At 44.3% G+C, this 26,369-nt stretch carries 40 protein-coding genes; 39 read left to right on the top strand and 1 reads right to left on the bottom strand.

Annotation, left to right across the window (positions count from 1 at the left end; genetic code table 11):
- The first annotated feature begins 10 nt into the window (after positions 1–10).
- From JO375_RS22030 to JO375_RS21875, 32 genes are all read left to right on the top strand, one after another.
- A complete protein-coding gene (locus JO375_RS22030; protein ID WP_229526468.1) occupies positions 11–427 on the top strand; it encodes a YopX family protein in 417 nt (138 codons plus the stop codon).
- Positions 420–578, top strand: coding sequence for a hypothetical protein (locus JO375_RS22025; RefSeq protein WP_229526467.1), 159 nt, complete (start codon positions 420–422; stop codon positions 576–578). The genes JO375_RS22030 and JO375_RS22025 overlap by 8 nt, the downstream gene beginning before the upstream one ends.
- Positions 575–940, top strand: coding sequence for a hypothetical protein (locus JO375_RS22020; RefSeq protein WP_229526466.1), 366 nt, complete (start codon positions 575–577; stop codon positions 938–940). Before JO375_RS22025 ends, JO375_RS22020 begins: the two co-directional genes overlap by 4 nt.
- A gap of 56 nt (positions 941–996) precedes the next feature.
- A complete protein-coding gene (locus JO375_RS22015) occupies positions 997–1,173 on the top strand; it encodes a hypothetical protein (protein WP_229526465.1) in 177 nt (58 codons plus the stop codon).
- Positions 1,174–1,198: 25 nt separating this feature from the next.
- Positions 1,199–1,357, top strand: a complete 159-nt coding sequence (locus tag JO375_RS22010; protein ID WP_167438255.1) for a hypothetical protein — start codon at positions 1,199–1,201, stop codon at positions 1,355–1,357.
- Positions 1,354–1,785, top strand: a complete 432-nt coding sequence (locus tag JO375_RS22005; RefSeq protein ID WP_229526464.1) for a hypothetical protein — start codon at positions 1,354–1,356, stop codon at positions 1,783–1,785. Before JO375_RS22010 ends, JO375_RS22005 begins: the two co-directional genes overlap by 4 nt.
- 220 nt (positions 1,786–2,005) lie before the next feature.
- The gene (locus JO375_RS22000; RefSeq protein WP_229526463.1) at positions 2,006–2,302 is read left to right on the top strand and encodes a hypothetical protein; all 297 of its coding nucleotides are present in this window, start codon (positions 2,006–2,008) and stop codon (positions 2,300–2,302) included.
- Complete coding sequence (locus JO375_RS21995; protein WP_229526462.1) at positions 2,292–2,510, top strand: hypothetical protein; 219 nt, start codon at positions 2,292–2,294, stop codon at positions 2,508–2,510. Before JO375_RS22000 ends, JO375_RS21995 begins: the two co-directional genes overlap by 11 nt.
- A 42-nt stretch (positions 2,511–2,552) precedes the next feature.
- The gene (locus JO375_RS21990) at positions 2,553–2,789 is read left to right on the top strand and encodes a hypothetical protein (RefSeq protein WP_229526461.1); all 237 of its coding nucleotides are present in this window, start codon (positions 2,553–2,555) and stop codon (positions 2,787–2,789) included.
- A 1-nt stretch (position 2,790) separates the two neighbouring features.
- Positions 2,791–3,312 (top strand): sigma-70 family RNA polymerase sigma factor, encoded by a 522-nt coding sequence (locus JO375_RS21985; protein WP_229526460.1) that lies wholly within the window; start codon positions 2,791–2,793, stop codon positions 3,310–3,312.
- Between the two features lie 429 nt (positions 3,313–3,741).
- A complete protein-coding gene (locus JO375_RS21980; RefSeq protein ID WP_229526459.1) occupies positions 3,742–4,233 on the top strand; it encodes a hypothetical protein in 492 nt (163 codons plus the stop codon).
- Between the two features lie 24 nt (positions 4,234–4,257).
- Entirely contained in the window at positions 4,258–4,494 is a 237-nt protein-coding gene (locus JO375_RS21975; RefSeq protein ID WP_229526458.1) for a hypothetical protein, read from the top strand.
- An 80-nt stretch (positions 4,495–4,574) separates the two neighbouring features.
- Entirely contained in the window at positions 4,575–5,324 is a 750-nt protein-coding gene (gene terS / locus JO375_RS21970; RefSeq protein ID WP_229526457.1) for a phage terminase small subunit, read from the top strand.
- A complete protein-coding gene (locus JO375_RS21965) occupies positions 5,321–6,556 on the top strand; it encodes a PBSX family phage terminase large subunit (RefSeq protein ID WP_229526456.1) in 1,236 nt (411 codons plus the stop codon). The genes terS and JO375_RS21965 overlap by 4 nt, the downstream gene beginning before the upstream one ends.
- A gap of 15 nt (positions 6,557–6,571) precedes the next feature.
- A complete protein-coding gene (locus JO375_RS21960; RefSeq protein WP_229526455.1) occupies positions 6,572–8,044 on the top strand; it encodes a phage portal protein in 1,473 nt (490 codons plus the stop codon).
- Positions 8,041–9,747: a minor capsid protein gene (locus tag JO375_RS21955; protein WP_229526454.1), complete on the top strand. Its 1,707-nt coding sequence runs from the start codon at positions 8,041–8,043 to the stop codon at positions 9,745–9,747. Before JO375_RS21960 ends, JO375_RS21955 begins: the two co-directional genes overlap by 4 nt.
- A gap of 89 nt (positions 9,748–9,836) precedes the next feature.
- Positions 9,837–10,151 carry a hypothetical protein gene (locus tag JO375_RS21950; protein WP_229526453.1) on the top strand — a complete coding sequence of 105 codons (315 nt, stop codon included), beginning with the start codon at positions 9,837–9,839 and terminating at the stop codon, positions 10,149–10,151.
- 103 nt (positions 10,152–10,254) lie between these two features.
- Entirely contained in the window at positions 10,255–10,890 is a 636-nt protein-coding gene (locus tag JO375_RS21945; protein ID WP_229526452.1) for a phage scaffolding protein, read from the top strand.
- Positions 10,891–10,905: 15 nt separating this feature from the next.
- The gene (locus tag JO375_RS21940; protein ID WP_229526451.1) at positions 10,906–11,277 is read left to right on the top strand and encodes a hypothetical protein; all 372 of its coding nucleotides are present in this window, start codon (positions 10,906–10,908) and stop codon (positions 11,275–11,277) included.
- 18 nt (positions 11,278–11,295) lie between these two features.
- Positions 11,296–12,339 (top strand): major capsid protein, encoded by a 1,044-nt coding sequence (locus JO375_RS21935; protein WP_025720216.1) that lies wholly within the window; start codon positions 11,296–11,298, stop codon positions 12,337–12,339.
- A gap of 47 nt (positions 12,340–12,386) precedes the next feature.
- Positions 12,387–12,659 carry a hypothetical protein gene (locus JO375_RS21930; protein ID WP_229526450.1) on the top strand — a complete coding sequence of 91 codons (273 nt, stop codon included), beginning with the start codon at positions 12,387–12,389 and terminating at the stop codon, positions 12,657–12,659.
- A gap of 1 nt (position 12,660) precedes the next feature.
- Positions 12,661–13,035, top strand: coding sequence for a head-tail connector protein (locus JO375_RS21925; protein ID WP_229526449.1), 375 nt, complete (start codon positions 12,661–12,663; stop codon positions 13,033–13,035).
- A 2-nt stretch (positions 13,036–13,037) separates the two neighbouring features.
- The gene (locus JO375_RS21920; RefSeq protein ID WP_229526448.1) at positions 13,038–13,409 is read left to right on the top strand and encodes an ABC transporter ATP-binding protein; all 372 of its coding nucleotides are present in this window, start codon (positions 13,038–13,040) and stop codon (positions 13,407–13,409) included.
- Positions 13,406–13,804, top strand: a complete 399-nt coding sequence (locus JO375_RS21915; RefSeq protein WP_229526447.1) for an HK97 gp10 family phage protein — start codon at positions 13,406–13,408, stop codon at positions 13,802–13,804. The genes JO375_RS21920 and JO375_RS21915 overlap by 4 nt, the downstream gene beginning before the upstream one ends.
- Before the next feature lie 4 nt (positions 13,805–13,808).
- Positions 13,809–14,234: a phage tail terminator family protein gene (locus tag JO375_RS21910; RefSeq protein ID WP_229526446.1), complete on the top strand. Its 426-nt coding sequence runs from the start codon at positions 13,809–13,811 to the stop codon at positions 14,232–14,234.
- Entirely contained in the window at positions 14,227–14,469 is a 243-nt protein-coding gene (locus JO375_RS21905) for a hypothetical protein (RefSeq protein WP_229526445.1), read from the top strand. The genes JO375_RS21910 and JO375_RS21905 overlap by 8 nt, the downstream gene beginning before the upstream one ends.
- Positions 14,469–15,791 (top strand): phage tail sheath subtilisin-like domain-containing protein, encoded by a 1,323-nt coding sequence (locus JO375_RS21900; RefSeq protein ID WP_322098769.1) that lies wholly within the window; start codon positions 14,469–14,471, stop codon positions 15,789–15,791. The genes JO375_RS21905 and JO375_RS21900 overlap by 1 nt, the downstream gene beginning before the upstream one ends.
- A gap of 1 nt (position 15,792) precedes the next feature.
- Positions 15,793–16,266, top strand: coding sequence for a phage tail tube protein (locus tag JO375_RS21895; protein ID WP_229526444.1), 474 nt, complete (start codon positions 15,793–15,795; stop codon positions 16,264–16,266).
- Between the two features lie 29 nt (positions 16,267–16,295).
- On the top strand, positions 16,296–16,718 hold the full coding sequence (locus tag JO375_RS21890) for a phage tail assembly chaperone (RefSeq protein WP_229526443.1): 423 nt from the start codon (positions 16,296–16,298) through the stop codon (positions 16,716–16,718).
- 232 nt (positions 16,719–16,950) lie between these two features.
- Positions 16,951–17,502 (top strand): hypothetical protein, encoded by a 552-nt coding sequence (locus tag JO375_RS21885; protein ID WP_229526442.1) that lies wholly within the window; start codon positions 16,951–16,953, stop codon positions 17,500–17,502.
- Positions 17,503–17,546: 44 nt separating this feature from the next.
- The gene (locus JO375_RS21880; protein ID WP_229526441.1) at positions 17,547–19,649 is read left to right on the top strand and encodes a hypothetical protein; all 2,103 of its coding nucleotides are present in this window, start codon (positions 17,547–17,549) and stop codon (positions 19,647–19,649) included.
- Between the two features lie 20 nt (positions 19,650–19,669).
- Positions 19,670–19,903 (top strand): hypothetical protein, encoded by a 234-nt coding sequence (locus tag JO375_RS21875; RefSeq protein ID WP_229526440.1) that lies wholly within the window; start codon positions 19,670–19,672, stop codon positions 19,901–19,903.
- Here the strand turns inward: JO375_RS21875 and JO375_RS21870 are convergent.
- The gene (locus tag JO375_RS21870) at positions 19,881–20,147 is read right to left on the bottom strand and encodes a hypothetical protein (RefSeq protein WP_229526439.1); all 267 of its coding nucleotides are present in this window, start codon (positions 20,145–20,147) and stop codon (positions 19,881–19,883) included. The genes JO375_RS21875 and JO375_RS21870 overlap by 23 nt on opposite strands.
- A 92-nt stretch (positions 20,148–20,239) precedes the next feature.
- Here JO375_RS21870 and JO375_RS21865 point away from each other — a divergent pair, with 92 nt between their 5' ends.
- The 7 genes from JO375_RS21865 to JO375_RS21835 are packed head-to-tail and all read left to right on the top strand — an operon-like array spanning position 20,240 to position 26,313.
- Complete coding sequence (locus tag JO375_RS21865; protein ID WP_229526438.1) at positions 20,240–20,953, top strand: LysM peptidoglycan-binding domain-containing protein; 714 nt, start codon at positions 20,240–20,242, stop codon at positions 20,951–20,953.
- 4 nt (positions 20,954–20,957) lie between these two features.
- Positions 20,958–21,956 carry an XkdQ/YqbQ family protein gene (locus JO375_RS21860; protein WP_229526437.1) on the top strand — a complete coding sequence of 333 codons (999 nt, stop codon included), beginning with the start codon at positions 20,958–20,960 and terminating at the stop codon, positions 21,954–21,956.
- Positions 21,957–21,976: 20 nt separating this feature from the next.
- Positions 21,977–22,315 (top strand): DUF2577 domain-containing protein, encoded by a 339-nt coding sequence (locus JO375_RS21855; RefSeq protein ID WP_229526436.1) that lies wholly within the window; start codon positions 21,977–21,979, stop codon positions 22,313–22,315.
- Positions 22,312–22,719, top strand: coding sequence for a DUF2634 domain-containing protein (locus JO375_RS21850; protein ID WP_229526435.1), 408 nt, complete (start codon positions 22,312–22,314; stop codon positions 22,717–22,719). Before JO375_RS21855 ends, JO375_RS21850 begins: the two co-directional genes overlap by 4 nt.
- The gene (locus JO375_RS21845; RefSeq protein ID WP_229526434.1) at positions 22,712–23,779 is read left to right on the top strand and encodes a baseplate J/gp47 family protein; all 1,068 of its coding nucleotides are present in this window, start codon (positions 22,712–22,714) and stop codon (positions 23,777–23,779) included. The genes JO375_RS21850 and JO375_RS21845 overlap by 8 nt, the downstream gene beginning before the upstream one ends.
- Positions 23,772–24,320 (top strand): YmfQ family protein, encoded by a 549-nt coding sequence (locus JO375_RS21840; protein ID WP_229526433.1) that lies wholly within the window; start codon positions 23,772–23,774, stop codon positions 24,318–24,320. Before JO375_RS21845 ends, JO375_RS21840 begins: the two co-directional genes overlap by 8 nt.
- The gene (locus tag JO375_RS21835; protein WP_229526432.1) at positions 24,313–26,313 is read left to right on the top strand and encodes a glycoside hydrolase family 55 protein; all 2,001 of its coding nucleotides are present in this window, start codon (positions 24,313–24,315) and stop codon (positions 26,311–26,313) included. The genes JO375_RS21840 and JO375_RS21835 overlap by 8 nt, the downstream gene beginning before the upstream one ends.
- Positions 26,314–26,369: the final 56 nt, after the last annotated feature.

Here is a 26,369-nt window from a genome sequence, read left to right as displayed (position 1 = left end):
AGCGATAAGCATGAGAGATATTAAATTCAGAGTGTGGGATAAGGATTTAAAAAGGATGCATGTGTGCGGGGATAATGAGCATGACGCTATCATATTCACGGATGATAACCAAGCTCTATATTACAACTTCCAAAATGGTGAAGGCAGTGGGGAATATGGAGTCTACATTTTGATGCAATACACCGGAAGAAAGGACAAAAATAGTAAGGAAATCTGCGAAGATGATATATGCATATCGGAGGAAGTTGCATATCCCCTTACAGGCAGCCGGACGGGAATTGTTAAGTACATTGACGGATCGTATCTGCTTGAAGACTTGGACGGAAAGGACGGAGATTATCTGTTCAGCGAATCGGCAGAGATCACGGTAATAGGCAACATACACGATAACCCGGAGCTGCTACAAGGAGGCGGTAAAGGTGAGTGAACGACAGACCTTGTATGAATTACAAACACAGTGTCTGCACCCAAAAGATATGACTGAACAAAAATACTTATACATCAATGATTCAGCCCTTCTTGATTATGAGTATTGCGGTAAATGCGGCAAGAAATTAGGGGAGGGAGAACAGAAATGAAAGATATTAACGAAGTACTCAGTAAGCTGTCAAAACATAGAATAGGCTGTCCGGATTTTGTGCTTGCCGAGCTTGAGAGATTGTATGGAGAGGTAGACTCACTCCAGCAGCAACTAGCAGAGAGGGACCGGACAATAGCAAGGCTCCGCAAGGCGCTGGAAGAGGCACGGAAGATAGAGTTTTCCCAAGACATCCTGGCCACTGTACAGGAAGAGGACTTAACAGAGGTGCGCGCGCAGTTGAGAGAGGCACAACAGACAATAGCCCAGCTCACCCAAAAAATTAGAGAAATCGAAAGTTTGCTTGCCACTGGATGGTACGAAAAAGCCCAGAAAAGTATAGACGAAATATTAGGGGAGTAACCACCAATACAATACGCTCCGTCAGAGTGCAGGAGCGTTGGAAGGATGAGAGATACATGAGATCAATCACTATTAATGGGCAATATATAATCCTTGCTGGAGTATGTGCAGAAATTGAAGGGCGCGCAGTCGGATATGACAGCATAGAGGATCGCGTAACGATTGTTATAGACGAAGAGGAAACAGAAATTACAACTTATTCGGATAATGTAAAAAGGATTGACGAGGATTAAACCAATACAGGGAAGGATGATAGATGTGAAAAAATATGAAGTGCTCAAAGCACTGGACGAGATAACTGAAATGTCAGATGAGGAAATAGCAATCAACCAGGAATGGATAAGAAAAGTTGCTAATTCTGCTTATTCACTGGTCAAACAAAAATATAAACCCAATGTGGAGCTGAGAAAAAAATGAAAAATATAGATATGTTGGATATGACAGACCAGCAGCTTAACCGGGTGCTGGCGGAGTTGGTTTATAACGCACGGGAATGTAGTCGCGACACGGATTCGCGTGTAGTAATAATCGGTGATTTCGGAACGTACAACACTCACCCGCTCACAGGAGACTGGAAAAAAGCAAAGTGGAGAGCTACAGCAGAAGAGGCATGGACAGACTCCACAAACTACTGCGCTGATCCTGCCGCCTCTCTGGAGGTACAGGCAAAGGCTATAGAGGTAGATGCAGAGGGCTATGTGAATAAACTGGTTGCCATTATGGACGCAGGTGTTTTTTGGAGTAGTGATTGCTGCTTGGACCCTGTAGGAGTCTCATGGCTTTTAACCGCCACGCCTCGCCAGAGAGCAGAAGCTGCTCATATGACATTATCAAGCAGGGTGTAGGTAACACCTGCACCCACTAAGGGAGGATATAACATGCTAAACATAATACTTTGGACTGCTGCTATTTATATGGCACTAGGCATTATCAATTTGTGTATTGTGATGTTGATAGATGATTTTAGCAACACGGTTAAGTGCATCTTTTTATGGCCTGTTATGTGGATAGTGATTATTATTCTAAAAATCACTAATGCAAGGATACTTTGAGGAGGATATATAGATGGCAGTTTTCACTTATGGACATTTTGAAACCAATATAGATTCAAATAGCGAACTGTACGGATATCTATGTGAAGTCAATGAACAGATAGGGGAACGAAAACTAATAATTGAATGCGAAACGATAAAAAGAGGCTTCTTCCATAAACCGAAGATTATCTATTGTCTATATGCGGATATGGGTTTGGGTGAATACCAAGTAATAGAGTGCGCAAGTGGAGACGAGCGGTTAACGGCAGCCTATTTGCTGGGAGTGCTCACCGGAATACAAAGGGGGAGAAACAACAATGACAGATAAACCACATATACAGGTAGGAACAATCTACTGGGGAAAGCTTGGAAAAAGTGAGACATGGCGTAAAGTGTTGCAAATTCAGACACGGGAATCAGGCACGGCCTACGTTCAATGGGTAACTGTCAAGAGAGACTACAGTCTTGGGAATCCAAAATGGTCCAAGTGGGATACATTCCGTAATTGGGTACAGGGTGTGTTAGCACATGAATAAACCACGCTTAATAGATGCAGCCAAGCGAGGTGAGGATTAAATATGGCAGATAACAACGATAGAGTGACCGCATCTACACATTGGGTATGGACAGCTAAGGCGGAAAAGGTGAATGCTACCCGATCCATCGAAGGCGAACCTATTTGGCCTCATTACCAACAGCAGGCGCCGCGTAAGTGGCTGGATGATGGTCTTATACAGGATTCTAGCGAGTTTGCCGGCAGTGGTCAGATGGATTTGTTCGAATTGATGGAAATAGTACAAATAAGGAGGCGTTAACATGATACCGGAAGAAGATACGGAACAGACGCCTATTGTGCAGGACTTAGGAGGGGCTACAGCGCTGAATTACCGTAAGTCAAGGAATATAGCTGCAAGGCTGTATAAGAAGGCTGACGCGGACGATAAAAAGGCCATATCGGGCATGATATCGGACTGTGAGTTCGTGGAAGAGTGGCTTGCGACAGGCAGGAGGCCGGGGAACAAACGAGGGGTAGAGAGACTTGCAGCTTACCAACGTGAACGGCCAGTAGATCCATTACGCATGCAGGCATACGTTAGTAATTCTAAAGCCGGAAGCCCGAGCAATCTGACTGATAGTGATTACTTTGTAATTGAGGAAGCCCTAAGGGTCCTGACGGATTTAGAAAGAGATTGCTTCCTTCTCTCTTACGGTCACTGTATGCCTCATTCCTATATTGCGGATGTTTTGGGATTATCTAGAGGAAATATATCAACACTATTAAAGCGGGCAAAAGAAAAAATTCAAGAAAACCGCAACAACAATCTATTTTTAGCCTAAAACACCTGTTTTTTGTGGGGCAAATGCCACCTATATATAGGGATAACCTATAAATGATTGTTATCTTATAGTTTAAAGGAAGATTATCCAATGATGTAGTGGCGGAATAGACGCAAGGCCGCGATACACGCCTCGCCTACATCGAAACTAATTACCAATAAATTTGAGACAGCCGTAAAGAGGGTAATAAGACCCCATCAATAAGGGCGGCAGACTGTTCCGCACGTAATGCGGACTATAGCGATTAACGGTAAACGCTGTGAAATAATTACCGTTAAAATATAAGTGAGAGAGCGACGGGAAACCGCCGCTTTTTTGCGTTTATGACACATACAGGATTATAGCGGTTCGATTCCGCTGTGTGTCTTAATATCTGTTTACGATTATAAGAAACGTGCTGTAAAATGTCGGTTAAACACGCCTTAGAGGATGGTACAGCCGATGATAATGGATCGTGAACAATTTAGAATGCGTTTGAAAGAGGGTAATCGCAAATACTTGCCTCTTGTAAAAATAATCGCATTCAAAGCAAAATATGCTAAAATGGAAAAAATGAACTTTAAGACAAGGTTCGGTAATCTCATGAGCGTACGTCTTAGTAACGCCTTGGCGAAAGAGTTTCAAGGAAAATCATTTCGAGAATTTGCCAACTATAAACCGTCTTATTATTCAGGAATAAGTAACATGGGCAAGTTGACGTTTAATGAATTTCTGAACGTGTTGTACGAAATGGCGGTTCCTATACAGTTGGACTACAAAAGTAGTGAATACTATACTGTTACTCAGCTTGCTAAAATACTGGTAGCTAAAGAAGAGGATATAATAAGACAGTTGGAATCAGGCCGCTACAAAGATGCATTCATCAATGAGCAAGGTGAATGGCTGAAGCCGAAGCCGCCTGAAAATGAATATATTTCGTAGTCGCCAATAGGCGGCTTTTTTATTTTGCCGAAAGGGGGATATGAAATTTTGGGACATAATTATGTCGTTGTAGTACTACCAGAAACGATTATCCAAATACTATTAATCGTCTTGGCGCTCACAGGCATATCGCTAAGCGTATGGCAATGGAGAAATGAACTTCGAAGGAAGAAGGCTATAGAAGGCTTGGAAGCTGTTGTAACCAAATACGAGCAGGCATATGAGCGAATGTTTGAAGGGGCAGCAGCGCTTAATCGGTAGGAAGATCGGCAAACCTCTTGATTCTCCACAATAGCGCAAAACCAACTCAAATAACCAACCGGGGGTGGTGAAATGTAGTCATGGATTGGTCAGCAATTAGAGAAGAATACGAAACAACGGATATCTCCTTAACCGACCTAGCTGATAAGCATGGTATCAAATATCCCACAATCAAGAGTCGGAAACAGCGGCAAGGTTGGGATAAAGATGCATCCGAATCCACAAAAGATGCGTCCAACGGTAAAGATGCATCCCAAAAAAGACGCGGGCCGCCAAAGGGGAACCGGAACGCTGCGGGCCATGGAGCTCCTAAAGGCAACAAGAACGCGGTGGGTAATAGTGGCGGTTCTGGTGGTCCCTATGGCAACGACAAGGCTGTGACGCATGGGTTCTTTCGTAAATACTTCCCACAAAGAACTGTAGAGATCATGGAGCATATAGCAGAACGTGAGCCGCTTGATATGATTTGGGACAACATCATGATCCAATATACTGCGATTATAGCTGCTCAGCCAATTATGTACGTTGAGGATAAGGAAGACGTGACCAAGGTGATGACCGAATCTGCCGATAACGCTTTTGGTGGATCTGAGAAGTGGGAATACCAACATGCCTGGGATAAACATGCTGCTTTTATGAATGCTCAGAGCCGCGCTATGACCACATTACAAGGACTCATTAAGCGGTATGAGGAAATGTGTCGCCTTGGTTATGCCGACAAGGAACAGCAACTGCGGATCAAGAAGCTGAAGGGCGAAGTCGAGAAGATGGACGGACCAGAAAAGAAAGAGCCTATTCACATTATCGTTGATTATGGTGATGGGTCATGAGTGCCGTAACTGTCTCGTTCAACCCGAATTTCAAGGATATGAACCTCACTCGTAAACGCTATAGAGTCTTCAAGGGATCTGCTGGTTCTGGCAAATCGGTGAATGTGGCTCAAGATTACGTTATCAAGCTTTCAGATTCGCGGTATAAGGGCGCCAACCTTCTTTGTATCCGAAAGGTCAATGACACTAACCGAAACAGCACATACGCTGAACTACAGGCTGCAATTAATCGCATCTACGGGGACCAAGTAGATGATTATTGGGACATGCCCCAATCGCGGTTAAGTATAAAACATAAGTCTACTGGCAATGAAGTCATTTTCCGTGGTGTTAACGATGCCAGGGACCGGGAAAAATTAAAATCAATCAACTTTGCTCATGGTAAGCTGACTTGGATTTGGGTCGAGGAAGCAACTGAGCTCCAAGAATCGGACATTGATATATTAGATGACCGGCTCCGTGGGATATTGGATAACCCAAATCTCTATTATCAGATGACGTTCACATTTAACCCAGTATCCGCCACTCACTGGATCAAGGGAAAATACTTTGACACTGAGCACGAGGATATTATAACGAACCATAGCACGTACCTGATGAACCGATTCATTGATGATGCTTACCACCGCCGTATGATGCTCCGTAAAGAACGGGACCCAGACGGATATAAGATTTATGGTCTTGGTGAATGGGGCGAATTAGGGGGAACAATCTTGTCTAACTATACAGTGCATGATTTTGATACATCGTTCGCCATGTTCGATAGTATGACATTCGGGCAGGACTTTGGTTTCAATCATGCGAACGCGATTCTCACTGTCGGATTCAAAGATGGTGAGATTTTTATTTGCAACGAAATATACGTACATGAGAAAGATACGGGCGAAATCATAGCCTTAGCTGACGGGAAGTTGGATAAGCGGATACCAATGTATTGCGATTCTGCCGAGCCTGACCGCATCAAGACTTGGCGTAATGCAGGGTACAAGGCTAGTGCCGTAGTCAAGGAACCGGGTAGCGTAAACGCTCAAATTGACTGGCTCAAAAAACATAAGATACACATCCATCCAAGCTGCTCGAACACGATTAAGGAAATGCAGCAGTGGAAGTGGAAACATGATTCTAAGACAAACACCTATACAGATGAACCAGTCAATTTTTTTGATGATGCAATGGCCGCACTTCGGTATGCCGTAGAGGGAATGCGTAAAGGACCTACATTTGAGTTTTAGAGGAAGGAGGACACTATGACATTAGCAGAAGAAATAATGTACAACCTCGATAAGAATGCTCCTATGACCAACCGAGAGATAGCGCAGCAAGAGGTTAACGACTTCAAACTCTCACAACGTTATCAATGGATGCTAACGGGGGAAGCTTACTACCGTAACCAGACAGAGATACTTAAACACAAACGATATATCATCGGAGAGGGTGGCGCCCAAGTCGAAGCTAAGAACCTGGCTAACAATAAATTGGTTCACGGATTCGTCCGGAAGTTAGTTGACCAAAAGACCGGGTATTTATTATCTAAGCCTATCAGCATACAAACAGATGGCCCGGACGAATACAAAAAACAATTAGATAGTTTCTTTGGCAAACCATTCTTGCGTCAACTCAAGAATCTTGGGAAAAACGCTATTAATAAAGGTATCGGCTGGCTGCAAGTCTACTATTCCGAAAAATGTGAGTTGAGCTTTAAGGTGATTCCGTCAGAACAGTGTATACCGCTGTGGAAAGATGGCGCCCATACGGAGTTAGACAAGATGATCCGATTCTATCCGATGGAAGTCTATGAGGCCAAGACGAAAAAGACTGTTCATATTGTAGAGCTATGGGGTACTGACGGTGTGATGAAGTGGGTACAGGATACTACAATTAGCCCCGATCTTATGCTTTACGAGGAATTAAAAGAGCACTTCACGGCGCAAACGAAGAACGGGCAGGAGAAATTGAACTGGGAGCGCGTACCGTTCGTCCCATTTAAGTACAATGACGAAGAAATGCCGTTAGTGGAAATACTCAAGACACTTGTTGATGATTACGATAAACGTATGTCGGAGAACGCCAATAACTTGGAGGATTTACCCAACAGCATTTATGTCATTAAGAACTACGATGGTACAGATGTGGGTGAAATGCGGCGTAATCTGTCTCAGTTACGTGTGATTAAGGTAAGGGATCCAGGCGGTGTAGATACTCTCAGCCTTGACATTGATACAGAAGCGTTTGTTAACCACGTAACTATGCTACGGAAGGCGATATATGAGTTTGGGCGTGGCATGGATACTCAATCGGAAGACTTTAAAGGGGACAAATCAGGACAAGCCATCAAGTTTGCTTATAATGACCTTGATATGGATGCAAACACCATAGAGACAGAGTTTCAAGCTTCTATGGAACAGCTTTTGTGGTTTGTAGACCAGCATCTTGCCAATACGACAGGCAATGACTATTCAAAATATGAAGTTGATTTTATATTTAATCGAGATGTCCTCATTAACGAAACAGAAGCGATAACAAATGCTAAGAACAGCGTGGGGATTGAATCTATGGAAACGATTATTGCCAACCATCCTTGGACGACCAACACTCAGGAGGAAATGGAAAGAAAGAAAGAAGAAGAATCTGAGCCAATTGGCAATAATCCAGACCAGGCATACGGTGGTACAGGAGGCAATCCTCCTGAGACAGAGCAAAAGCAGGCTGAACAGTCATGAGGTCCGAGGAATACTGGTCTAAACGCATGGATACCCTCAATGAGGCGTTATTAGGCAAAGGCGATGCTTATGTCCGGAAGATGGAGATTGAGTATGCCAAGGCTAACGCATCCATCCAAAAAGATATTGACGTGTTCTACCAGCGGTTTGCTAAGAATAACGAGATCAGCCTAGCGGAAGCGCGTCAAGTGCTCAAAGCTGGCGAGCTCAAAGAGTTCAAATGGACCGTCGAGGACTATATCAAGGCAGGCCGAGAAAATGCGGTTGATCAGCGTTGGATGAAAGAGCTTGAGAATGCATCCATACGCGTTCGCATGACCCGCTTGGAGGCTCTACAGATGCAGATGCGCCAGCATGTCGAGGTACTAACTGGAAAGCGTCAGGCAGGCGCTAAAGAGCTTATGGGCGATATATACAAGGATGGTTACTATCATTCTGTGTTTGAGCTCCATAAAGGCACCGGGCTGGGCGTCGCATTCTCCAAGTTGGACAAGCGGCAGATTGAAGCGGTCATATCGAAACCTTGGGCAGCGGATGGTTCAAACTTCTCTGCGCGGATCTGGAAAGACCGTGATAAGTTGGTTCATGAGCTTCAAACCGTGCTTACACAAGGCATGATACGCGGTGATACACCGGACAAGATGATTAACGCCTTATCTGACCGTATGGGTGTTTCCCGATCAGCTGCAGCACGGATCATACAAACTGAATCAGCCTACTTCGCTGGTCAATCCCGTATGGATGCTTATAAGGAACTGGGCGTGGAGCAATACAAGTTTACGGCTACCCTGGATAAACGCACATCAAGTATCTGCCGTCACATGGATGGAGAGATATTCGCCATTAGCGAGGCAGAGGTAGGAGTAAATTACCCACCATTGCATGCTTATTGCCGCTCCACAACGATTCCTCATTACGAGGACAACGTACAGGAACGCATAGCACGGGACGAGGACGGCAAGAATCAGGCTGTTCCCGGCGACATGACCTATGAGCAGTGGGCCAAGGAAAATGTTCCTGCTACTGACCGTGTGACTGAGCCGATCAAGCCAGTCGAACCAAACAATAACGATGTTAAAACGGCTGCGCCTGAGTTAGAGGACATACCAAACAGGCCATACAATCCTAAAGCTTCTTATCACGTGGATATCCCTAATGTATCACCGGCTGCTGCTGACAAAATAGCAGACATTAGCCGAGAACTGGTGCGGGAGGGCTCCAAGACTGGTAAGGGCTATTTGTCGTTGGCTGATTTCGATGGCAAGGAGATAGCGAGGGTTACGGGCAGTAAGGACAAAGTGCCTTTCACACCTAAAGTGCAGGATATGCTCTTTAGCGTTCCTGCTGGTAGCCTAGTGCTTGCTCACAACCACCCGAGGGGCAACAGGCTATCGGTTAAAGATGCCCGTTCTATGGCACTGTATGCAGCTATAGGGGCTATGGTGGTCGCTGGGCATGATGGAGGTACAAGTACATTGTCAGCACCGGGCAAGCGCAGTCCATCGGAGTTTGATAAGGTCCTGCGCCGGGTGGTTGCCGAGGTGGACGCACAATTGCAGGATGATCCGGTTTTTGCTGAGTTGCCACCAACAGCTAAAAACGAACGCTTTGATTACTTGGTGCTTATGGGCATCGTTGCAGAACTGGGGTGGGAATATGCCGAAGACTACGAAGCGGCAAGAGATGGTAACCGGTTTAGATGATAAGCCGATTGAGTTGGATTTCGCTGCGCCGGCAGACGAACGGGTGAATGATTACGTCCAACAGGTGACAGGACAGGGAGATGATATAAATGGGTAATGGTTTGAAATCGTCAGATGTACTTTCACGGCAAGAGACATTGGACATTCTCAAAAAAGTAATAGGATTTGAAGACGAGGGTGCTTCTAAGGTTGAATGGCATTTCAAAGTGAGTGAAAAAGGCAAGTTGATTATCGAAAAGGAATTTAGCCCTGAGCAGGCCGAGGCAATTACAGTCAAACTCGCGGAGACATTTGGCGTTTTTCCAGACGGAATAAACACATTTAACGTTTTGTTGGATGAAAGTGATATTCCATACGTCGAACAAAAAGCACTGCTTTTATCTGAATCAGGAAGGGCACAGTAGTACAACTGAATTCTTATTATCGCCGTTTGGTATTGTGGGCGTAAAACACAAGACATCACTGGTCGAGACCAGGTTAAAAAACGAAGATGAAGGAGCGGTATATATGGATTGGCTAAGAGAATTGCTGGAGAGTCAAGGTGTTCCGGCGGACAAAATCACAGCTATTACAAAGGGGGTTGAGGAAAAGTACATCGGATATGTGCCTAAGCATCGATTTGATGAAATAAATGATGCTAAGAAGCAACTTGAAGGTGATTTGAAGGAACGCGATAAGCAACTGACCGATTTGCAGAAGGCCGCAGGGGATGTGCCAGCGCTACAGGATCAGATTACAAAGCTTCAGGCAGACAATAAAGCTGCTACCGACAAGTACGAAGCTGATATGAAGGAACTGCGCTTGAACACGGCGCTTAAGATGGCTTTGAGTGGTCAGGTCCATAACGCTGATATTGTTGCGAAGCTACTGGACAAAACAAAAATCGAATTGGACGACAACGGTGCTATAAAAAGCGGTTTGGACGACCAACTCACAGGCCTTCGCGAAAGCGATGACTTTTTGTTTGTTCCAAAAGAGGACCCGAAACCAGGATTTCAACCGAAAGGTGCTACACCAGCGGACTGGTCAGGCGGAAAGCAAGACCCGAGCGACAGCAAAACAAACTATGGGAAGATAGCTGCGCAGAATAAGTCGGCAGATAACGGCGACCTATCTAAAGCGCGCGAGTCGTATTTCCAATAACAGGAGGATGAGAAAATGAGTAAATTTGTGGTCACTAAATACGGTAACAAAAAGGGGATCACCAAATTCCCTGATCATTATGTGAACCTAGCTATTACGGTGGACGATGAGGGGATTACTGCTAATTCGGATGGAAAGAAAATCGTCCCTGCTGGAACGATTATCGGCAATGGTATTTTGAATGATATTACGAAGCTGGGCAAAAAAGCAGTCACAACCACTGGGGTTTCTAATGCGGAAGGTGTGCTATTTGAAGATGTTGATGTAACTTATGGCCCTGCACCGGGAGCATTGATGATTCACGGGTTTGTAGATCTGGGCAAAATTCCAACAGCACCAACAGCAGAAGAAATTACAGCACTCAAACAAATCACATTTTTGAAATAAGAGAGGACAGGTGAAGACATGCCAACTATTTTTGATCTTGTAACAGCCGAGAATATTACTACCTACTATCAGGAGACAGCGTCGAACGCAATTCCTTACTTGGGAGCAACATTGTTCCCAGCGAAAAAGCAACAAGGGCTAGACTTGAAATGGATTAAAGGGGCGGGAGGCTTGCCGGTATCCCTTCAACCATCTGCATTTGATGCCAAAGCCACATTGAGAGACCGAATTGGCTTTGAAGAAATTAAAACCGAAATGCCGTTTTTCCGTGAAGGTATGAACATTGATGAAACAGAGCGTCAAGAATTGCTAAGACTCTTAGCGTCTCCTAATGCAGCATACTATCAAACACTCATACAAAAGATTTACGATGATAGAAAAACGCTGATTGATGGTGCTACAGTGGTACCTGAACGAATGATCATGCAATTACTTTCATTGGGCCGGATCGACATTGTGGCCAATCGTCAGCAATACAAATACGATTACAAAATGTCTGATGAGCACAAAACCACACTTACGGCGGATGCTAAATGGAGTAATCCTGATGCTCCAATCATTCAAGACATCAAAACGTGGCAGGATCTAGTCGAGGATGACACTGGTGTACGTCCTGAGAATGCTATTTGCACACGGAAAACGTGGAATTACATTCTAAATAATAAAACTATTCGATTGGACATGAATCCTGTTGGCGGTCAAAACATTATTATGACCGACTCCATGATGAAACAATATCTTTTCAGCAAATTGGGGCTTACTGTAGCTGTATACAACAAGAAGTTCGCTTTACAAGATGGCACAACAGGACTCTTCTACCCTGATGATTACTTTACCCTTATCCCAGCTAATACACTAGGCAATACGTGGTATGGGACTACACCTGAGGAAGCCGATTTGATGAGTGGCGGTACAGATGCTCAGGTACAAATCGTCAATACAGGCGTGGCAGTAACAACTTACAAAGAGCCGCATCCAGTAAACGTCAATACGATCGTATCTGAAATCGTAATGCCTTCGTTTGAACAAATGAATAACATCTTTATCGCTAAAGTTAACTAAGGGGGAGACAATCGTCTCTCCTATTTATTTTGGGAGGAGTGAGTAGAGTGAAAGTGACTCTTACAAATAGTGCAAAGTATGGTGGCGAATTTTATATCAAGGGACAGGAAATTGAGGTAGATCCCAAACATGTGCTGGGCCTGATCGCTGATAGAGTTATCAGCTCTGATACAGAAGTTCCAGAAGTACCCGGGGAAACGGATATTAACAAGATGAATATGGCGCAGCTGAAGGATTACGCTGAACAGAACTCGATTGATCTTGGCGAAGCCGCTAAAAAGGATGAAATCCTGGAGAAAATCAAAGCGGCTGGTGAGTAATATGGACCGCATAAGATTTGAGGCACTTTTGCTTAAGTTTAAAATCTTGCTAGGCCTGCCGGTGACCGAAACGGGTAAGGATGTGCAGTTATCGTTCTCACTGAATTTCACCATTGACGGCATTAAGAACTACTGCAACATATCCGACATACCGGAGCAACTGGAAAATACGATGCTGCTGATTGCTAAGGACTATTACCTCAACCAGTTTGCAGAGCCTGCAACAGCTGGAGAAGCTGAGTTGAACGTCCAAAGTGTCAAGCGCGGCGATGTGCAGTTTAATTTTGCTGCATATGCCAAGAAGGGCGTAGAGGGTACGGCTTTCATTAAGTCGTATGCCACGCAGCTCAACGCATTCCGTAGATTGAGGTGGTAGTCATGCAATTAGGCAATCCCGTAATAGAACGCAGGCTGCTTGAAATGACCTATACGGGTGTTTGCCGGGTAGAGGGACAGACAACCCGCAAAGACCCCGTAACAGGCGTAGAACGGCCCACAAAGGGCATTATATTCGACAACCAGCCGTGTGCATTGTCTCAAGCGTCTTTGCCAAGCGCGGCCCAAATGGACACGAACAATGATGTCGCATATGACGGTAAGCTGTTTATTGCGCCTGATATTGTTATTCCGTCCGGCAGCCGTATCTTTGTTACTCAAGACGGTATGAGCTATGAGTTTCAGCAATCGGGAGAGCCCTTCATATACCCAACCCATCAAGAGGTAAAAATGAAGCGGGTTGGTAAGGCATGAGTTTTGCTGAGTTCGATTTTAGCGAGTTCGAGCAGTTAGGGAAGAGCTTGCGGAAGATGCAAGCCGATTACCCGCGATTCGTCGAGGACTGCATAAGAGAACTTGCCAGCAGGCTACTAGCTAAGACGGTGGCACGTACTCCAGTAGATACGGGTATGCTCCGGCGAAATTGGCAGTTGGGGCCTGTGGAGCGTGTAGGGGGCGGCTATAGCATTGAGTTATTTAATCCCATTGAGTACGCGCCTTATGTGGAATATGGGCACCGCACACGGCTACACACGAGCTGGGTGGAAGGTAGATTCATGCTCACCATCTCTGAACGAGAGTTGGAGCGTGAGTTGCCTGCACTAATGGACCGTAAGCTGAAACGATTTATGGAAGACCACCTGAGGTGATGCAATGGAAGATGTAAAAAACGGAATATTGAAGTACCTGAGCACCTTTCGAACGGGTGTCCCAGTGTACGACGAAAGAATTGAGCAGGGTTTCAAGGAACCGTGCTTTTTTGTGTTGATTATTGATGGAGCGCAGAACCGGGAATTTAATCGCCGTTACATGCGGACTGATAGTTTCGATATTCATTATTTCCCGGACCCAGACAACCCGGAGAAGCGCCGTGAATGCGAAGCAGTAGCGGATAGGCTTTACGAGGAAATGGAGTACATCCAATGGGAAGGCAGCCTGTACAGAGCGGTAGGGATGAAACACCAGATTGTTGATGATGTGTTGCATTTCTTTATTGACGTCAATGTACATTTGATGCGTCCAAAGGGGCCAGAAACAAAAATGAAGACTTTAAAACAGGAGGCTGGTATACGTGGCTGATAACCAAGAAACAGAAACCGGGGCAACGCCTGCTGTGGGACCTACAAAGAAAGAAACGGCAGCGCCCGTAGCTTCGGTAGAACCCCGTTTTGCCAAAGAACAATTTCAAGATTCACAGCAGTTTACACAGATTGAAAAAGATACACTGAACGTCCTGCTTGAGGATGGACAGAATTACACCATTAGTGAGGCCAGACGGATTCTCGCTGATTGGTTGAAGAAGGAGGTTGAATAATGGCCGGCACATGGGTTACACAGAACGAGGATTTACCCGGCGTTTATACCAACGTCGTTTCCGAGCCTAAACCGCTAGGCACATTAAGTGATCGCGGCGTTGTTACTCTGCCGTTGACATTAAGCTGGGGGCCAGTGAAACAGATAATCACAATAGATGCTGGCGATGACATTTCAAAAGCTTTGGGATATGACATCACACACACGAGCCTTCTGTTGGTTAAGGAGGCTCTTAAGCGCGCGAAAACGTTGTTGGTGTACCGCCTAAATCAAGGGACAAAGGCTACAGTCACAAGCGGTAATCTTGTCGCTACGGCGAAGTATGACGGTGTGAGAGGCAATGACATTTCGATTGTGATCCAATCTGACATTGACACGCCTACGATCTTTAATGTTCGGACATTGGTCGAGGGTAAGGAAATGGACGCGCAAAAGGCAGCTGATATTGACGGCCTGGTAGCGAATGATTGGGTGACATTCAAGGCATCTGGCACAGATAAGACGTTGGTAGCTACGGCCGGAGCGCCGCTGACTGGCGGGACTGACGGTACGGCAATCAACGCAGACCACTCGGATTATATGGCAGCCATTGAGACTCAGGATTTCAACACCGTAGGCGTACCTTATGACGACGCAACGCTTAAGCCTTTGTATACTACCTACGTTAATCGCCTGCGCAATGATGAGGGCAAAAATGTACAGGTGGTACTACCAAACTATAGCGCGGCCGACAGCGAAGGAGTAATAAACGTCACTAACGGCGTAATTCTTTCAGATGGTACGGTGATCGATAAGGTTAAAGCAGTCGCTTGGGTCGCAGCTGCAACAGCGGCGGCCAACGTTAACGAATCCCTCACTTACGCTGACTACGATGATGCTGTAGATGTAGATGTAAGATTCACCAACCGTGAAGCAATCACAGGTGTCCAGAGCGGTCAATTCTTTTTTATCTATAAGGGTGGCAAGGCCAAAGTACAGCAGGATATCAATACATTCCGTAGCTTTACGCCTAAAAAGAATAAAGATTTTCGCAAAAATCGTGTTATTCGTACATTGGATGGAATCAAGACTGATTTGCAAAAAGTCTTTGAAAAGTCCTACATCGGCAAAGTTGATAACAATGCTGATGGTCGGAATATTGTCAAAAAAGAAGCCATCTCCTTATTTGAGCTTAATCAACAAATTGGAGCAATTGAGGAGTTCAATCCTCAAACAGACGTAACGATCGTACCCGGTACAGATAAAGATGCTATTTATGCTGAGTATTACGTTAAGCCAGTGGACAGCATTGAAAAAATCTATCAGTTAGCGAGGGCGAGATAATATGCCGCAATGGTTACAAGCAAAAGATACTATTTCAGGCCAGCAGGGTCGATTATACGCCACCATAAACGGTAGTGTAGAGGAAATGGCCTACTGCAAGAAATTCGAGGCAAAGATCGAGAAAAACATGACAGAAGTAAAAGTATTGGGGTATCTGGGGGATCAGAATAAAGCAGGTAGCTGGAAGGGTACGGGATCGATGACTTTTTACTATGTGACCTCGTTGTTCAGACAAATGATGCTGGATTACGTGACCACAGGGAAAGATACCTACTTTGATCTGGTTATCATCAACGAAGACCCGACTTCCTCGATCGGCAAACAAACCGTGACGCTCAAGAATGTCAATATAAGCAGCATTATTATTGCTAAGTTGGATACTGAATCTCAATTGTTGGACGAAGATTTGGACTTTACTTTTTCTGGGGTCGGCTTGCAGGATAGTTTTAATAAACCTGTATTGGGCGGTAACTAAAATATTTTAAATAAAAGGGGATAAAAATAATGAGTCAATTTAGCGCGTTTTTTAAAGAGAATGCTGCAGTAGATATTACACAAGAGATTGTTGTTTCTGAAAGATTTAAAGATGAAGACGGTAAACCTATTCTTTGGAAGATCCAAGGTATTTCAGAAGAACGAAACAAAGACATTAGAAAGTCTTGTACAAAAACACAGAAGGGCAAAGGGGGAATGAAGGTTCCTGAAATTGACCCAGACGATTACACCACTAAGCTAGTTTTAGAAAGCGTAGTGTATCCTAACCTGAAAGATGCCGAGTTGCAAGAGAACTATGGTGTTGTTGGGGCTGACAATTTGCTTAATAAAATGCTTTTGTCTGGTGAGTTTGCTACTTTGTTGGAAAAGGTGCAGGAGCTTAACGGTTACGATCAAGATATCAACAAGGTTATGGAAGAAACAAAAAACTAATGGAGGAGGGCGATGCGGACGCAAATTTCGCGTACTATGCCCTCCACAAATTACGAATATTGCCTCAAGATTTGATGAAGATGTCTGTCACTGAGCGTGGAGTGATATACGCCATGATCAAAGAACGTATAGAAAACGAAAAGAAAGAGGCAGCAAAACTAAATAAATGATTTACTCTTTCTGAGCGGGTTGATAGAATAATGGCAAAATATACCTACTCAGGAGGGTCATTATGTCTAATTACGGCGAATGGCAAGAAACGAAAAAACAATATAAGCAGGAAAAGAGGAAAGAAAGACAAAAAGGGCAATTGAAGGCGCTGAAATGGTTTGCAATTATAGTAATTCCCTTTTTTATACTCCTGTTGATCGGATTAAGCACAGGGGCAATAAAACCGCAGGCGACACAAACTGCTAGTTCGGTAACAGATCAGAAGACGAATAAACAAGATTTTACGCCTTTAGCGCAAAAATATGAGAGTAAGACACCTTTCAAGGTTTTATACCGGGTTGATGGTTCTCGTTATTATTACATCCAGCAAACGAAAGGTACTGTAACCAATCAATCAGCAGCCGAAATTATTAAGGAATTATATGCTAAAGAAGCGTGGTCTGAAAATGGAGGTACTTTAGGTGATGTTGTGATATTTGATAGTTCTCATAAGCTTACTAAAGGGGAAAAACCTTCTTTAGATCTGGACGCACAAGCGGAGTATTCTTCAAAACTGAAAAAAATAACTGTTGGTGACAAGGTTACAACCTTTGAGCCAGCAAAAAAGAAATAATTAGGCGCCCATTCGGGTGCTTTTTTATTTGGAAAGGAGGGAACATGGCTACTGTACAGTCGACTTTGCAACTTTACGATAACTTTTCCAACCGTCTTAGTGCAATTAATAATGCTGTGCAAGCTACAACTAGGCACATGGAAAGGCTAAGAACTGCCACAAATGCACATATGAGGTTTGATATCCAAATCGCCAATGAAGCTATATTAATGAACCAAGTGCATATGATTAGGCAACGTATACAAAGCCAACTTAGAGTAATACATGCTCGAATACAAATCCAATTGCCCGCTTCGCTCGAAGCTATGTTTGGTAACTTGCAAATGCTTGTGTTGCGCCTCATTCGTGTTGTGCGTCAACTGCGAACGACAAGCGGCGCCAATGCAGCAGAGTTGCAGAATGCATTGCAGCGAATTGAAAGGTTGGAGCAGAAGATAAACCAGTTGCAAGATCAATTAAACCGCAGGTTACGAGAAGGCGGACGCAACTCCGAGGGAATGCTAAGTAACCTTAGGAACATCGCTGCTGCTTATGTATCTATTGCCGCAGCCAAAGGTCTGTTTGAAACTGTAATGGGTGGAGCAATGGAGCAACAACAGATGATTAGTACATTTGTTGCCCGTTCAGGATCGGAAGCCTTGGGTAACGCTATTTATGATGCGATTACTAAACAGGCATTAGCCGCTGGTCAAGACGTACAGCAAGCTTTATCAGGAACTATGTCATTCATGTCCTCTACACTTGATCCTAAGCAACTGGCACAATTGAATAAGTTGTCTATGCGTCTTGCTAAGCTTAACCCAATGGAAGGACTTGAGGGAGCAGCGTTTTCGATGAAGGAGTTGCTATCCGGGGATTACACATCCATCGTCGAACGTTTTAATATCGGGCGTGGAATGATCAAAAATAGCGATGCTCTCAAGGCTGGTAAAGCAGGCGACATTGAAGGATTCATCAAAGGCATGGATAAACTCCTGATACAGCAAAACCTGTCAGAAAAAGCTTTTGAAAAAATGTTGGATTCTCCTGCTGCGAAATGGCAGAAACTTGTGAACACGTTTAAATTCAATTTAGCTCAAGCCGGGAATGCTGCGGTAAACGCGTTTGCCCCTTTGTTTGATGTTATCAATAAAGCTTTTGCTTCAGGCAAGTTTGACCAATTTTTCGGTAGCATACAGACCGGTATGACCATGATAGCTCAAGTCACATCAAGCGTAGTGCAATTTCTAATGAACAACTGGGACTTGGTGAAAAACACTCTATTGGTACTGGGTGTGGTAGCGGCTGCTGTGGCTATTGGATTTGCCGTAGATTGGATTATCGCCGTGTGGCCGTTAGCTCTTATTGTTGCCGGGATTATAGGTATCATAACAATACTCAACAAATTCGGGGTATCTACAAGTGAAGTTATAGGATTTGTTACTGGTGTGTTCTATGGACTTTTTGCATTTATTAATAACCAAGTAGCGCTGGTTTGGAATGTGATTCTAAGTTTTGCAGAGTTTCTCGTAAATATTTTTATCGACCCAGTGTATGCAATAAAAAAACTGTTTTATAATCTTTTTCAAACAGTCACCACGTTCTTCAACCAACTTATTAACGACATTATCGACGGAATTAACTGGCTAATCCAGAAGATAAACAGCGTAACTGATACTGGTATACAAGCAGTTGCGCATATCACTACGGATGGTGTTGGCCCTGCTAAACCAACAACCGATAAAAACGTTGTTAATTTCGACAAGTATAAAATGTCCATGATGAGCATTGGCGGGAATTTCAATAAGGGTTATAAAGCTGCTACAAACTTTACAAAATCAGTTGGTAAATTGACAAACAATCTCGGCGGCGGTGCCTACAAAGTGCCTAAAATGCCAAAACAAAACGGCAACAATGTCGGTAAGGTCGGCAAGGTAGGAAAAGTCGGCAAGATCGAGGACAAAGTAGATATTTCAAGCGAAGACCTGAAAGTGATGCGGGACCTCGCAGAGATGAAGTCCATACAGAATTACAACTATCTCACGCCTACAATCCAAGTCAGAACAGGTGACATTAACAGTGGGGCGGATCTTGACACGATCATCAAAAAGATTGGTGATCATCTAGAAGAACAATTTGTTTCTACAGCACAGGGAGTGTATACGTAAAAGGGAAGGTGATGATGACAATGGATATTAAAAAGGTAGTGGATGTAGCAGTTCGATTCCAAAATGACAATCCAAGTGCTACTGATGATGAGGCGAAACTCCATGCGTTTGAGTATCTGCTTTCGGAATTGAAACAGTCGAGCACTGAAGAACTCCTGCCTCATTTTCGTAGCCTAGACCTAAAAAAGGCAGAACGACAAGTTGTAGTAACCTTATCGTTCCCTTGGGAAATTACATTTTCAAATATTGTTTAATGTATTCCACGCCTTTGTCGGTGAGTGAATATTTAACCGGTTGAGTAATGACGAAAACATTGCTCTCATCTGGGTCAAAGTCTTCACTCACTGAAATGTAGCCTTCCTCGGCTAAATACTTAAGGGCCTCGGAATTATAAAGCCAGTCATCTCCATTTTTCATTTGAAAAATTGCTTCCGCAACTCCATTGTTTTGAAGGTTGTGGAACGCATTTTTAAGCAGTTCAATTTCAAATTTGTTCATTTTAAACCCTCTTTCATCAAGTAATGGTTAGTCCAGACAACTACCATTATTCGACAGAATGAGGGTTATTCCTTTTGCACGGAGGTGATACCTTGCCGACAGAACACGCCATACTATTGAGTTACAACAACGGAGAAGAAGCATTCCGTATCCCGGTCAATCCGCCAGAAATGAGCATAAAAGAAGCTGGCGACGGCTCCACGTATAAGATTGTGGGCGGCGATGAAATAAACGCTATCCAAGGGCGAAAACTGACGGAAATATCGTTTGACAGTTTCTTTCCCGGTCAGGCATACCCCTTTGTTAATGGGAACGAATTGCGGCCTATACCTGAATATATAGCTTTAATAGACAAGTGGATGGATGCCAAGCGGCCCATCCGCTTTATTTATTCCGCCATAAGTTCTGATCCGGGCGCGCAGAAGAGTCCACAGGAGATTGCTATTAATATGCCGGTTACCATCGAGGAATTCGAGTGGAAGCCAGTAGCGGGTACATCGGATATCGAGTACACAATATCATTCAAAAAGTACGTTTTTTACAACGCTGTGCAGGCCAAAGTTAAGAAGACCACAACCAAGGCAGGCACAAAAAAGACGACTACGACAAAAACCAAAGCAAAGCGACCAAGTGAGAGAGTTAAGCCTAAATCGGTAAAGGTGAAAGCAGGCGATACACTTTGGATTATCGCTAAGAAGAACTTGGGTGACGGGTCCCGTTACAAGGAGATTCAAACACTCAACAAGATTACAAATGCACAGGCCAAACGGCTAAAGGTTGGGCAAGTGCTAAGACTGCCGGGGTGATGGCATGGATATTTTTATCGACAACCGCGATGGCAACGTGTGGCAGGTGTCCGGCGAGGCGATGGCGGGCAAGGAAAATGCCTCCGGGCTGGTGTCTGAATTAACTTGGAAGACCGAACGCACCGGGAGCCCAGGAAGCATAGATATCACGCTTGTTAGAGATGGTATCTACCAAAATAAAAAGTTTAAGGTGCAGAACGGGGATATTGTTCGGATAACCAAGGGTAAGCACAAGATATTTTACGGCTATGTCTTTAGCGTTGAGCAGTCAGAAAAATCAGACATGAAGATTACAGCTTACGACCAAATCCGCTACTTAAATGCAAACGACACATACGTTTTCAAAAACTTGACTGCTGGGGCAGTAATCAAGCGGATTGCAGAGGATTTTAAGCTGAAAACCGGAATGATTGCCGATACAGGATACAAAATACCTGCTATGGTCGAGGATAACCAAAAGCTATTAGATATCATCTATAAGGCTATAGACCAAACACTTATGTCTACCGGAACCATCTATGTGTTCTACGACGACTTTGGAGCTCTGGCTCTTAAACGGGCCGCGGACATGCTTGTATCGGTGTCGGTGGGTGACGGCAGCCTAATGACCGGATACGCGCTTAAAAAGTCCATAGACAGCGAGACGTACAACTATGTAAAGCTGGTGCAGGACAATAAAAAGAGCGGTAAACGAGATGCCTTCGTTTACCAGGACAGCAACAATATCAAAAAGTGGGGTAAGCTTCAACTCTATGACAAAGTAGACGAGAAGATGAATGCGGCTCAAATAAAACAAAAAGCGCAAAACTTGCTCACATTACACAACCGAGAAAGCAAAAGCTTAAGCATCGATGCTATGGGGGACTTGAGTATCCGGGCCGGATGCTATGTGCCTGTGTTTATTGATGATTTGAAGGTTAGCCAAGTTTACTTGGTAGATTCATGTACACATAAATTTTCAGGGATGGAACATACCATGTCACTCGAATTGAAGGTGATTTAATGTACAAACAATTACAAAAAATGGCGTTGGAAACTATGAAAGCTTCAAAGCCCAGCGAAGGCATGCTTGGACAGGTTACAGCAGTCTCTCCGCTTGAAATAACCGTGGATCAGCGCTTGGTGTTGGACGAGGATTTTTTATTAATCACTGAGCGGGTAACGCGTTATGAGGTTAGTCTTACACATAGCCACGTATATAAAGACGAGACTCCTACTGAGACGGCAACAAAGACCACTCAAACCGCTTTGCCTGATGTGTTGGTGATCCGGGAAGGCCTTAAGGTAGGCGATGCCGTGCTCTTACTACGCATGCAAGGTGGTCAACAGTTTGCCGTGCTGGATAAGTTGGTGACACCATGATACCAGAGGGCGGTAGCATCGTAGACGAGGAAATTGAAGAGGAAGAAATGCCCACCAAGACATATGCCTTAGACTTCACAAACGGGCGCGCACGCGGTATTGTGGACGGTTTGGAGGCTATGCGACAAGTAGTATATAAGATACTCCAGACATTACGTTATGAAAATCTCATATACTCCGATGATTACGGAGCTGAGATAGACCGGCTGCAAGGGCAGAGCCGGTTATTTGTGCAGACAGAATTAAAACGGTTGGTCCGTGAAGCACTGCTTGCAGATGACAGGATCACGGATGTACGTGATTTCCAATTCACATTTAACGGCAGCGATGTTCTGGCCGAATTTGAAGTGATAACAACGCAAGGGAATTTTAGAGATACAACGGGGGTGGGCGGCATTGTATGAAGGTCAAACGTTTGAAACTATTTTAGAACGCATGCTTGCTCATATACCGGACAGCATGGACAAGCGGGAGGGAAGTGTTATATATGATGCACTGGCCCCGGCTGCTACGGAATTGGCGCAAATGTATGCGGAGCTGGATACAAACATAAGTTTGATATTTCCTAACGCTGAAAATGAGGAATATTTGGACTCGGCTGTAGCGTGGTCCGGTATAACTCGTAAGGCAGCGACAAAGGCGCAGTGGCGCGGCAAGTTTTACGACAACCAGGGGGCGTTGATGGATGTACCTATCGGTAGCCGCTACAGCATCGAGGATCTAAACTATGTCGTGCTCAGTAAATTGGGTGTTGGCCAGTTTGTTGTGGAGTGCGAAACGGCTGGCGTAATAGGTAATCAATTTTCGGGTGCACTGTTGCCGATTGATTTTATAAACGGTCTGGCGCGTGCTGAGTTGGTCGACCTGTTGGTGTCCGGTGAGGATACTGAAACAGGTACAGCGCTTTATGACCGATACCAGGATAAGGTTACGAAGCCCATCACGAGTGCAAATAAAAACCAATATGTCGTATGGGCTCGGGAGGTATCTGGCGTCGGGGATGCGAAAACTTTTCCGCTTTGGAACGGGCCTGGAACGGTTAAAGTAGTCGTCTTGGATAATAACAAGCGTGCTCCTTCGGCGGCAGTCGTCCAAGCCGCACAAAAATATATAGACCCTACACAGGATGGACACGGCGAGGGGGCCGCTCCAATCGGACCAGTGGTTACGGTTGTGGGAGCTCGTGAGGTGCCTATAAACGTCAGTGTGCGAGTACAGTTGGCACGGGATGCGACACCCGAAGATGTCAAAGAGCAGTTGGAGGCCAGCATTTCAAAGCATCTCGAAGGCTTGGCCTTTAACGATACCGATACACTGGTACGAATTACTCGGATAGCAAACTTTATCTTAGACGTGCCGCCTGTTATCGACTACTTTGATTTAACCATTAACGGAGTGACCAGCAATATCCAAGTACCATTGGATTCGGTTGCCGTGCTTGGGACGGTGGACGTGCATGTCTAAAAAACTAATGTCATACTTGCCGGACTATTATGAGGAAATTCAAGAATTTGTTGAAATCACAAATACGGAAGATATCGAGTTCGACAAGCTGAATGCAGCGTTAGTAGATACATTCCGCCAGTTTCACCCGGAGACAGCAACCTGGGGCATTAAGTATTGGGAGAAGGATCTAAAAATAGTCTCCATGCCTTCTAAACCAATCGAGCAGCGCCGCAGCGTGGTTATCTCTAAGATGCGCGGGAGCGGCAAGGTGTCAGCTAGCATGATCAAAAATGTGGCAGATAGCTATGATCGTGGCGAGGTTGATGTAACTGTGTTTCCGTCTGAGTATTATTTTGTGATTCGTTTTATAGGAACACTAGGATTGCCGCCGAACCTCCAAGATTTAAAAGATGCCATAGAAGAAATAAAGCCGGCGCATTTAGAAGTGAGATATCAGTTCCGGTATCTTGTCATACGTGAAATACACCATACGATGACGATTAATGCAATAAACAGTACTCCATTAAATAATTTTGCGGGAGGCGTGCCGATTGGCTAGTAATACACCTAATTTGAGCTTATATATGAAAGACCCTGTGGCAGACGGGAATGATTTTTTTGACATTAAGACGATGATGAACGACAACTGGCGCGCAATAGACACCTTTGCTGGCTCAACAAAAGGAAATTTGGATAAGGTGACTAAATTCGTGGTTACGTCAGATATGTTTGGAGCCACTGGCAACAACACGGACCAAACACAGGCCATTCAAAATGCGCTTAATTATCTTGAGAGCGTAGGCGGCGGAAAACTTGTTCTCGGTGCGGGTACCTTCCTTCTAAGCCTAGCGAAAAGCGTTCATAGTAAAGCTTGTATCCTCATTCCAGCTGGAGTAACAATTGAAGGTTCTGGCATGGGTGTCACCATCCTCAAAAGGCTGGAAAGTGAACGTAATCAGGACGGAGTGTTGTTAGTTAACAAGGACTACGACACAAAAGGTGAATATAAAGCAGCGGGCAACATCACACTACGGAATTTCACGATTACTGATGGTGATGTTACTGCAACTCCTAGAACATATGGGGATCTAATTGCATTGGGGCATGCGGATAATGTGCTAATTGAGCGGGTTGGATCTTTAAATCATGATCAGCATTTTGTGGATGTTTGCGGTTCAAGGAATGTCACCATTAGGGATTGCATGTGTAATAACTTACAAGATACCTATGGGAGTGCCACTATCCAGATTGACCGGGCGAAAGGGCTTGGCATCTGGGGTCTGTTATTAGATGATACAAATCCTAGCAATGTGACTATTGAGGGGAATAATATCACTTCGATGTCTGAATTGATACTACAAATTGGACATGGAAAGTCAACTATAGAGGACTTGAGTGTAGTAGACAATATAATTGTTTGTGCAAGCACCGCTAAAGGACAGATCGCGATAGGAAATGACGAAGACACATCAATATCAACTGCAGATATTGAAGATAACAAGATAGAACTCAACAATATAAACAGTGCAGGAATCTACCTAGTTGGTGATCCAACAAACAAGTTTGAAAACATATCTATCTCCAGCAATATCGTAACAGGTAAGATGCGAGCAGCAATTTTTGTCGGCAGCTCTACGATGCCAAGCACATTTGCCAATTTCAAAAATGTTCTGGTATCGGAAAATGCCATTGATATGGATATCAGAGACTCCACTAGCGCTCATTACATTTCTGCTATCCGTGTAAGTAATGGTATTAGCGCTGCTATTTGTAACAATACCGTGCGCTTTTCCTGTCAAGGAGGTGGTTATGCAGAGGCTAAAATCATAAGAGCCGATAGCTTTAAGGACATTTTAATAAGCGCGAATCAAATTATAATGTCGGATTCCAATTCTCGAACAGATGCACAGTTATACGGGGTCCAACTCGAAATGGATTCAGCTATAACAAACAGCCTTTATTGCAAAGCAAAGATAATCTCAAATATGGTGCTTGGCACGGGATACCGATGGGGGATATCAGAGCGCGGAGGGGTTAATGTTTCAAACTTCCTACAAGCCGTTGTATCACAAAATAATGTTTACGATGACGCACCGATGCAAGGACATTACCATGAGTCCACACCATCGTTAGACGGGACCAATAACTTGCAGTTTGTAAACTTTGAATCTTTAGGTTTCGCTGCAACAGGTCCTGTATTGACAATTCAATCTGCAAAGACGTATACGTTTGTTTCGCCTATCAGGAAAAGTGGAATTACACAGACAGCATACACAACAAGTGGAACGATGTTTTTCAACCCAATGTCCGCTACGGCATTTGGTACGGATGCAGAGGGAATTGAAACGGCCTATTGGGCGGAAGGGTCGACCATGAAATTTGTAGGCACAGTATTGAGCAAGTCAGTTACAGGAAATGATGCGAATGGTCGTGTGATCAATACGTTAACTATCAGCACTGGTAACGCTGGCTGTAATATGGCAATTAATCCAACGGATCATACAGGCATAATCAGATCTAGTGGATATTTAATGTTGCGCATTGGAGTATGAATCTTCCAACATAATTGACTTTACTTCCCAACTAATTGTAAGGTATTAACATCTAT

Source organism: Paenibacillus farraposensis, from assembly GCF_020736845.1.
Lineage (GTDB): Bacteria > Bacillota > Bacilli > Paenibacillales > Paenibacillaceae > Paenibacillus > Paenibacillus farraposensis.
The sequence above is the reverse complement of the archived record's forward strand: the minus strand, read 5'-3'. Positions and strand labels throughout refer to the sequence as shown.